Below are 8076 nucleotides of genomic sequence, written 5' to 3' on the forward strand. Positions count from 1 at the left end.
GAGACGGGCAATAGGCCCGGGCCTTTGAGCCTTCAAGTTGTTTGTTAGGGCGCACGATTCGGTGCAAGACGTCTATTAGTGGTGGGCAGCGTGAAAACTTACAGGAGAGTTCAGAGTATGAGATCGGTTTTTGGCATCCTGGTATTACTTGTGTTTGGCCAGTGCGGTGCGTCTGCACAGTCGCTGCTCACGGCCAGCCCCGAGCGCATGCAGTCACGTATCGAGGCCCTGTCAGCCTTTGGTGCAAACCCCGAAGGGGGCGTCAGCCGCGTAGCCTTTACTGACGCCGATTTGTCCGGCAGAGAGTGGCTCAAGGCGGAGCTGCGGAGTCTGGGTCTTTCGGTGCGTACGGACACGGCGGGCAACATCATCGGTCGCCGCGAAGGCTCCCAACTGGGCTTTCCGCCCATTATGTTTGGCTCGCACATCGACTCCGTGCCCGGTGGCGGCAACTACGACGGGCAGGTGGGCGTAGTCGGTGCTCTGGAAGTCATCAGCCTTTTGAACGACGCGGGTATCACCACGCGTCATCCACTGGAGTTCGTCAGCTTTACTGACGAGGAGGGTGGTCTGGTCGGTAGCCGCGCGATGGTTGGCAAACTCACACAAGCCGGTATGGATGTAGTTTCGAACAGCGGCCTGGTGACTCGTGACGGTATTGCCCGCGTGGGTGGCGATCCCGAGCGTATCGCCGAAGCAGTTCGCAGCCCCGACAGTCTGCGCGCTTTCTTTGAGCTGCACATTGAGCAGGGTGGAATTCTGGAGCAGAAGAACCTCCAGATTGGTGTGGTTGAAGGTATCGTCGGTATTCAGTGGTGGGATATTACGATCAGCGGCGTGGCAAACCACGGCGGCACCACGCCTATGCCCCAGCGCGTCGATGCCCTGGTGTCGGCCTCTGAGCTCGCCCTGGCTATTAACCGTATTGCGCTTGAGCTCGAAGGTCGTCAGGTTGCGACCGTGGGTCGAATTGAGGCTTTTCCGGGCGCGCCCAACGTCGTGCCCGGCAAGGTGGTGATGAGTCTGGAGGTGCGCGATCTGGAGGAGAACAAGATCTGGCAGGTGTTCAGGCTTATCGAGGCCGAGGCTCAGCGCATCGCCGCCGCCCGGGGCACCCCCATTGGCTTTACGGAGCTCGACACCGCGTCGCCGCCGGCTCCGACGGATCCGGAAATGCGCAACATTATTGAGGCGGCGGCCCAGCGACTGGGTTACAGCTACCAGCGCATGCCCTCCGGCGCGGGGCACGATGCCCAGGATCTTGCACTGATAACGCCTACAGCTATGATTTTTGTGCCCAGCAAGGATGGCGTCAGTCATTCGCCTTTTGAATACACCTCGCCCGAGGATATGGCCAGGGGCGCATCGGTGCTGCTGCAGGCGATTTTGGCGACAGATGATCAGCGCTGATAACGAAGGCGATTCCTAATCGCGATTAATTAGTGGCGATTAGAATCTTCTCGATTGTTTTGGCCTTAGTGCATTCGCCGCAGCTGTTCACCTTTTAGAAGTGACAGGGACGCTGACTAGTCTGCGCCAGGTTGAGTCTATTGTGGGATCAGCCGTATGTGTGATTGTTCGCTAGCCCGTACACTGCGACTTTGTAAGACGAGGATAAGAAATGTACCGCTACCTATTTGCTTCGCTAGTACTTGTTCCCTTGGCGGGCTGTGTGTCCTCGGGCGTTCGAGACTTTGAGGTTACGCCGTCCCAGACTTTGGATACGCAGATTGGCAGTCGATTGACCTTACTTCTTCCGTCGGGAAATTTTGTCGTTGAGCAATCCCCGGATGAGCAGCTGCACGCTTCGGTACGCTTTTTTTGTAATGCCGATAGCGAAACCTGCCAGAAAAACGCGATGGAAGCAGGGATTAGGCATACGCAACAAGGCGAGCAGTCGACGTTGAGCTTCAAACCGTCTTCCGCCTATTCGTCTCGCTATGCGGATCTTCGGTTCTTGATTCGCGTGCCCGAAGTAGAGAATCTCAGCATCGAAATGGATGCCGGGGCGCTGAAAATTGACAGCGCCACAGCCTGCATTAATGTGAAGGCCGGCGCCGGCGAGGTCAGTATTCGCGCACCGGCGGCTAGCGCGGCCAGTGTTTCGCTGGATGCCAATATTGGTGACTCAAGTCTGCGTACTCCAAGCGGAGATGTATACGATGAGCGCAAACTCCTTGTCGGCTCTGAAGTGCAATGGGATGAAGGAAGCGGACGCTGTCAGCTCCGTGGCAAGCTTCAGGCGGGAAATCTCGACGTAGAGTTGGTAGCTGCCCCTACAAGCCCCTAAGCATCTAGTGTGGTTCCACTGAATGCGCTATCGTCAGTGCACTCAGTTTTTTAGGTTTTTGATGTGAGCTTTCTCGGCGAACTCAAGCGTCGTAATGTTTTTCGCGTAGCGGGTGTTTACGTGGTCGTCAGCTGGGTGATCGTGCAGGTTGCCGCTACGCTCGAAGAAGCCATTTCTCTACCGGCCTGGTTCGATGCCGTGGCGGTGTCTTTTCTTGCCATCGCCTTTCCTATTGTTATGGTCTTTGCCTGGGCTTTTGAGCTCACCCCAGAAGGCATTCAGCGTACGACGGCAGTGTCTTCAGAAGACAGTATCACCGAGCAAACAGCCTCAAAATTGGACATGGTGCTTATTCTTGCGCTGTTGATATTTGCCGGTGCCATGGTGATGCCGCGTTTTCTTCCTCAGGAACCTGCGTCCAATACAGAGTCCACGGCCAGTGCTTCGTCCCAGGACGAGGCCATGGTTGCTGAGGCAACTCCACCGGTTAAAGATGCGTCCATCGCGGTGCTGCCCTTTGCCGACCTGTCGCCCGAGGGCAATCAGGAATACTTTGCTGACGGTATCTCTGAGGAGCTACTCAACGTACTGGCGCAGGTCGACGGTTTGAAAGTGGCCGGGCGCACCTCGTCTTTTGCCTTTAAGGGGCGCAACGAAGATTTGCGCGAGATTGGTCAGGTGCTCAATGTGGCGCACATCCTTGAAGGCTCCGTGCGCAGCCAGGGTGACAAAGTCCGTGTCACGGCGCAGCTGATTCAGGTCAGTGATGGCTTTCATTTATGGTCGCAAACTTACGATCGGGACTTAAGCGATATTTTTGCGGTGCAGGACGACATCGCCCAGCAGATTTTGGTGGCTATGACCGATGAGTTGATGTCCGGTGCAGCGCCGGCTATCGCTCCTGCAGCACGCACGGACATCAGCGCCTTTAATCTATTTTTGGAGGCCCGGGACCTGATCGCGAGCCGGGAAGCGTCCGGTATGCAGCGGGCTTTGGCGCTGCTCAATCAGGCTATAGAGATTGACCCGACCTACGCGCCGGCATACGCATCTCGCGCCAAGGCCTACACCCTGCTCTCGGACCGGCCCGGCTCCTATGGCAGTATTCCCGCCAAAGAGGCGCTTACGCAGGCACGTGCCGACGTCGACAAGGCGTTAGCGCTGGATTCGAAACTCGCGGATGCCTATGCAGTACAGGGCCTCATTAATGCGGATATTGGACGACCGGACTTTGCGGTCTCCAGCCTGCGCCGCGCGCTGGAGCTTAATCCTAACTCTGTGGATGCTCGCAACTGGCTGGCTCTGGCCCTGTCCTTTAACGGTCGCTTGCGGGATGTAGCCGACCAGCTAAAAACCCTGGTGGATATCGACCCCCTGTACCGCCCGGGTGTTACCAACACAATCACTTACAGTTATCGTATTGGAGACTTTGAGACCGCGCAGCGGGTGGGGGAGCGCTATATCCGCGCTAATCCCGGTGAGTTCGAGACCATACGGATTCGATCAGGGCTTTTGTACCTCGACAATCAGCCTGCTGAAAGCATACTTTTACAAGAGACTCTTGCGCTGGATAAGTTCGACCCCCGGACCTCAGGCGAGTTGCGTAGTGGCTATTACGATTTGGGTATTGATGCTGAGTACAAGGGACCGCATAAGCTTCAGCCGCTCTTTGAGCCCTACGGCATGGAGTCTGAGGGCGATCTGGCGGGTGCACTGAATAAGGCTCGCAAGGCCGTGGCTGACTTCCCTGAGTACTATTCGGCGCATACGGTGTATATACGGGTACTGTCGCAAACCGAATCTGATGAAGAGCTGGTCGCACATTATGCAGCGGCCTTCGACGGCAGCCTGGAGACCTACGCGACCAAGCTGCGCCCCTCGGTGAGTGTTGACCCTCCGCCCTATGGCGAACTTGCGCTGGCACTGCGCGCAGCAGGGGACAATCCGGGTTATGACGACGCCATGCAGCGCTGGCGTTTTACTATGGATATGTTTCGTGCCGGTGGCGATGTGTCGCCGGGTCGCGATCTTGATGATGCTGCCTACTGGGCGATTGTCGGTGATGACGAAAAAAGCATCGACTTTTTGGAGTCGGCTTTTAGCAAGCGACACCCTTTAGACGTTTTTGTGTTCAGGGATCGTGTTTATAAGGGGCTGGAATTGCACCCGCGCTTTGCCGCACTGCGCCGCGCGAATCTTATGCGGATCAACGAGGAGCGTGAAATCCTGGGTTATCCGCCGCTGGATGAGAGCTATTACGGGATAGATGCCGCACCGTCGGACTAGCTCGCAGTACCTCCTTGCCAAAATGTAGCTCCCCCACGCTCAATGCGTTATGGTCTTGGGCACATTTTCGGGAGTCTTTTCGCATGAACTTACCCTTAAGAACCTTAGCCTCCTGTGCATTACTAGGCAGTTTGTTGCTGGGCTGTGGCGAGGCTTCTGTAGAAGTCGCTGCACCAGTGGCTGATATCGCCGCATCAGGCCCCAGCTTTAATATCCGCTTTGATGAGTCTCTGGCTAGTCAGGCTCAGGACGGACGTTTGCTGCTGATGCTGTCCAACACCGATCGCGACGAGCCACGTTTTCTTGTGGACAACTCGCTGGATACACAGCTGATCTATGGTCGCAACGTAGAGGACTGGTCCGCGGGCACCGAGATGCTCATCGATGCCGCGCATATTGGTTTTCCTATTAGTACGCTAGCGGATCTTCCTCCGGGACGCTACCACGTTCAGGCGCTGCTCAATCGTTACAAAGATTTTCAGTTAGCCAATGGCAAAACTGTAAGCCTTTCGCCCGATCAGGGAGAAGGTCAGCAGTGGAAGCGTAAGCCCGGTAACTTTTATTCTACGCCCGTGGCGCTGGATATCACCGCAGACGGTGAGTACGAGATCGTGCTTGACCAGCAGATTGCAGCGATTGAGCCAGCTAAGGACACCGAGTACGTTAAGCATATCCGTATGAAGAGTGAGCTGCTGTCGGAGTTTTGGGGCGAGGACGTGTACCTGGGCGCGCATGTGCTGCTACCCAAAGACTTTGATCAGCATCCCGAAGCGCGTTATCCGCTGATGGTCTTTCATGGGCATTTCCCCAGCGACTTTGGGGCGTTTCGGCCCGAGCCGCCAGATCCGGATCTGGAGCCGGTGTACAGCGAGCGCTTTAGCATGGACGGCTACAACATCATTGCGCAGCAAGAGGCGCACAATAACTACCTGCGCTGGATGGCGGATGATTTTCCGCGCTTTTTGGCCATCGAGATCCAACACCCTACGCCGTATTACGACGACTCCTACGCGGTGAACTCCGCCAGTCAGGGTCCTTACGGCGACGCCATCAACTACGAGTTGATTCCCTTTATCGAGGAGCAGTTTCGCGGCATTGGCGAAGGCTGGGCGCGCTTTACCTACGGCGGTTCCACCGGCGGCTGGGAAGCCATGGCCACGCAGATGTTTTACCCCGATGAGTTTAATGGCGCGTTTGTCGCCTGCCCGGATCCCATCGATTTTCGGGCCTACCTCACCATGAATATCTACGAGGACAAAAACGCCTACTACTACCCCAGTGATTTTCAGAGTATTACTCGCCCCGGCCATCGCGACTACTTAGGCAACGTCCAATCCAGTATCAAGGACCAGAATGATTTAGAGCGTGTGTTGGGTGATCGCAATCGCTCAGGCCAGCAGTTTGATATCTGGGAGGCGACCTTTTCGCCCATGGGCGATGACGGTTATCCGGCTGATCTGTGGGACCCGGAGACCGGTGAGATCGACCCGGAGATTGCCGCTTACTGGCGGGAAAATTTTGACCTTAGCTATATTCTCAAACGGGACTGGAAAACCTTAGGGCCCAAGCTTGAGGGCAAGCTGCACATCTACACCGGCGATATGGACAACTACTATCTGAACAACGCGGTATATCTGGTCGAAGAGTTTCTCGAGAGTACGACGGAGCCCTATTACGCAGGCGAAGTCGATTATGGCGATCGTGCGGAGCATTGCTGGAACGGCGATCAGGAGAATGGCAATCATCTGTCCCGTTTGCGCTACAACTGGATGTACGTGCCCAAGATTTTGCAGCGAATTGAAGATAGTGCGCCAGAAGGTGCTGATGTGAGCAGCTGGAGGTATTAAACTAGGTGCTCACAAAACAATAAGCAAGGTCGCCCGACCCAAGTCATGAATCTATTAAAGCACGCGGGGCATTTATGCTCCGCGCTTTCCTTGTGTTGTCTGATGTCCACTGCGGTGCTGGCCCAGCCCGAGCAAAGCTGCATCGATGGTGCCTGCACGCTCAGTTATCCCGCAGAATTTTTTACCCGCTACGCGCCGGTGACGGCTCTGGATATGGTGAACAACCTGCCGGGATTCGCGCTGGATGATGGCGATAATGACACCCGGGGTTTTGGCGGGGCTGCGGGCAACATCGTGGTTAACGGTGCTCGCGTATCGGCCAAGAGTGACACGCCTTCAGATATTCTGGGGAGAATTCCTGCTACCGATGTAGCACGTATCGATGTCATTCGCGGGCAGGTTGCTGGTTTTGATCTTCGGGGTCAGAACGTGATCGCGAACATCATTCGCAGCGGCAACTCGGCCTCGGGTGCCTGGAGTGCGGGCGCACGTACTTTTCAGCCGGACGACAACGTTTACCCCTTTGGTGAGCTCAGTTACAGCACTGGCGTTGGCGCCAGTCAAGTCACCCTTGGTCTGCAGGGGCGTCAGTTTCAGAGTCTTGTGGCGCGCCGGGAGCGGGTTCTGGGTCCTGACATACTGCCTCTGGAACAGCGCTTTGAATTGTCCGACGAGGATGGCGAAGACTACAGCGCCACGGTCAACGCCAGCACTCAGCGCGGTGCTACGCGGTACTCGGTTAATCTCGGTAAGAGCTACTTTATTTCTGAGGGGGGTGAAACTTCGCGCCGTTACCCCACTGATGCGCAGCCACCCTTTATCTTGTTTCAGGGTGACAGCGATCGGTTTATTCGCGATGAATTTGGATTTGATGTCGAGCGCGCCTTGTTTAGTGATTGGCGGGGCAAAGTTATTGCGCTCTACCGTGACGAAGACATTACGCGATTAGGCTCTTTGGTACGTGGGCCGCTTGATCAAGTCGGCACGACAGAGGTAACCACTCGGGGGAAAAGTCTGAGTGAAGAACTCATAGGCCGCTTAGAACTGGATTACACCGGATTTTCAGGACATGCCCTGGAAATCAACTTTGAGGCTTCCAACAACAGTTTAGACAGTGAGTTTGGTTTTAGCTCACTCCAGAACGGAGAGCTTGTTCCACAAGCGGTTCCTGGCGCAAACACGACGGTCGAAGAAGAGCGGTATGACCTGTTAGTCTCGGATTCCTTCCAGCTTGGCACGCTGTCTATCGATGCCAGCCTTAGCGCTGAGACGTCTACAGTTACGCAGGTCGGTGGGTTTAGCGAAGATCGGTCTTTCTTCTTTTGGAAGCCCAGCCTGAATGTCAGCTACTCACCGGACAGTAACTCCCAGTGGCGTTTTCGGGCGTTACGCGAGGTGGGGCAGTTGGACTTTGAGGACTTTGTGAGTGGCGCCGACCTTGGGGATGGGGAGCTGGCTCTGGGCAACCCCAATCTTTCGCCCGAGACCACGATGACTCTGGATATGAGCTACGAGATTCGCGGTGATGACTTTGGTATTGGTACCGTCACCTTGTTTCACGACTGGATCGACGATGTGAATGACCTGTTGCCGCTGTCTGGCGTTCTTGAGGTCCCGGGCAATATTGGATCGGCGACGCGTGCTGGAATTTCT

At 55.8% G+C, this 8076-nt stretch carries 5 protein-coding genes; all 5 read left to right on the plus strand.

The window, feature by feature from the left end; genetic code table 11:
• The first annotated feature begins 117 nt into the window (after window positions 1-117).
• Window positions 118-1410, plus strand: a complete 1293-nt coding sequence (locus tag ACI9KD_RS09445) for a Zn-dependent hydrolase (RefSeq protein ID WP_414980916.1) — start codon at window positions 118-120, stop codon at window positions 1408-1410.
• A 211-nt stretch (window positions 1411-1621) separates the two neighbouring features.
• Window positions 1622-2290, plus strand: a complete 669-nt coding sequence (locus ACI9KD_RS09450; protein ID WP_414980917.1) for a hypothetical protein — start codon at window positions 1622-1624, stop codon at window positions 2288-2290.
• Between the two features lie 63 nt (window positions 2291-2353).
• Complete coding sequence (locus ACI9KD_RS09455; protein ID WP_414980918.1) at window positions 2354-4576, plus strand: tetratricopeptide repeat protein; 2223 nt, start codon at window positions 2354-2356, stop codon at window positions 4574-4576.
• An 83-nt stretch (window positions 4577-4659) separates the two neighbouring features.
• The gene (locus ACI9KD_RS09460) at window positions 4660-6423 is read left to right on the plus strand and encodes a hypothetical protein (protein WP_414980919.1); all 1764 of its coding nucleotides are present in this window, start codon (window positions 4660-4662) and stop codon (window positions 6421-6423) included.
• A 102-nt stretch (window positions 6424-6525) separates the two neighbouring features.
• A partial coding sequence (locus tag ACI9KD_RS09465; RefSeq protein WP_414980920.1) for a TonB-dependent receptor plug domain-containing protein occupies window positions 6526-8076 on the plus strand: 1551 nt, incomplete at its 3' end.

The organism is Congregibacter sp. (assembly GCF_047617445.1).
Classification (GTDB): Bacteria; Pseudomonadota; Gammaproteobacteria; order Pseudomonadales; family Halieaceae; genus Congregibacter.

Coding starts and splice junctions, on each gene's coding strand:
- ACI9KD_RS09460 (WP_414980919.1), top strand. CDS start 4,660: ATGAACTTACCCTTAAGAACCTTAGCCTCCTGTGCATTACTAGGCAGT.
- ACI9KD_RS09450 (WP_414980917.1), top strand. CDS start 1,622: ATGTACCGCTACCTATTTGCTTCGCTAGTACTTGTTCCCTTGGCGGGC.
- ACI9KD_RS09445 (WP_414980916.1), top strand. CDS start 118: ATGAGATCGGTTTTTGGCATCCTGGTATTACTTGTGTTTGGCCAGTGC.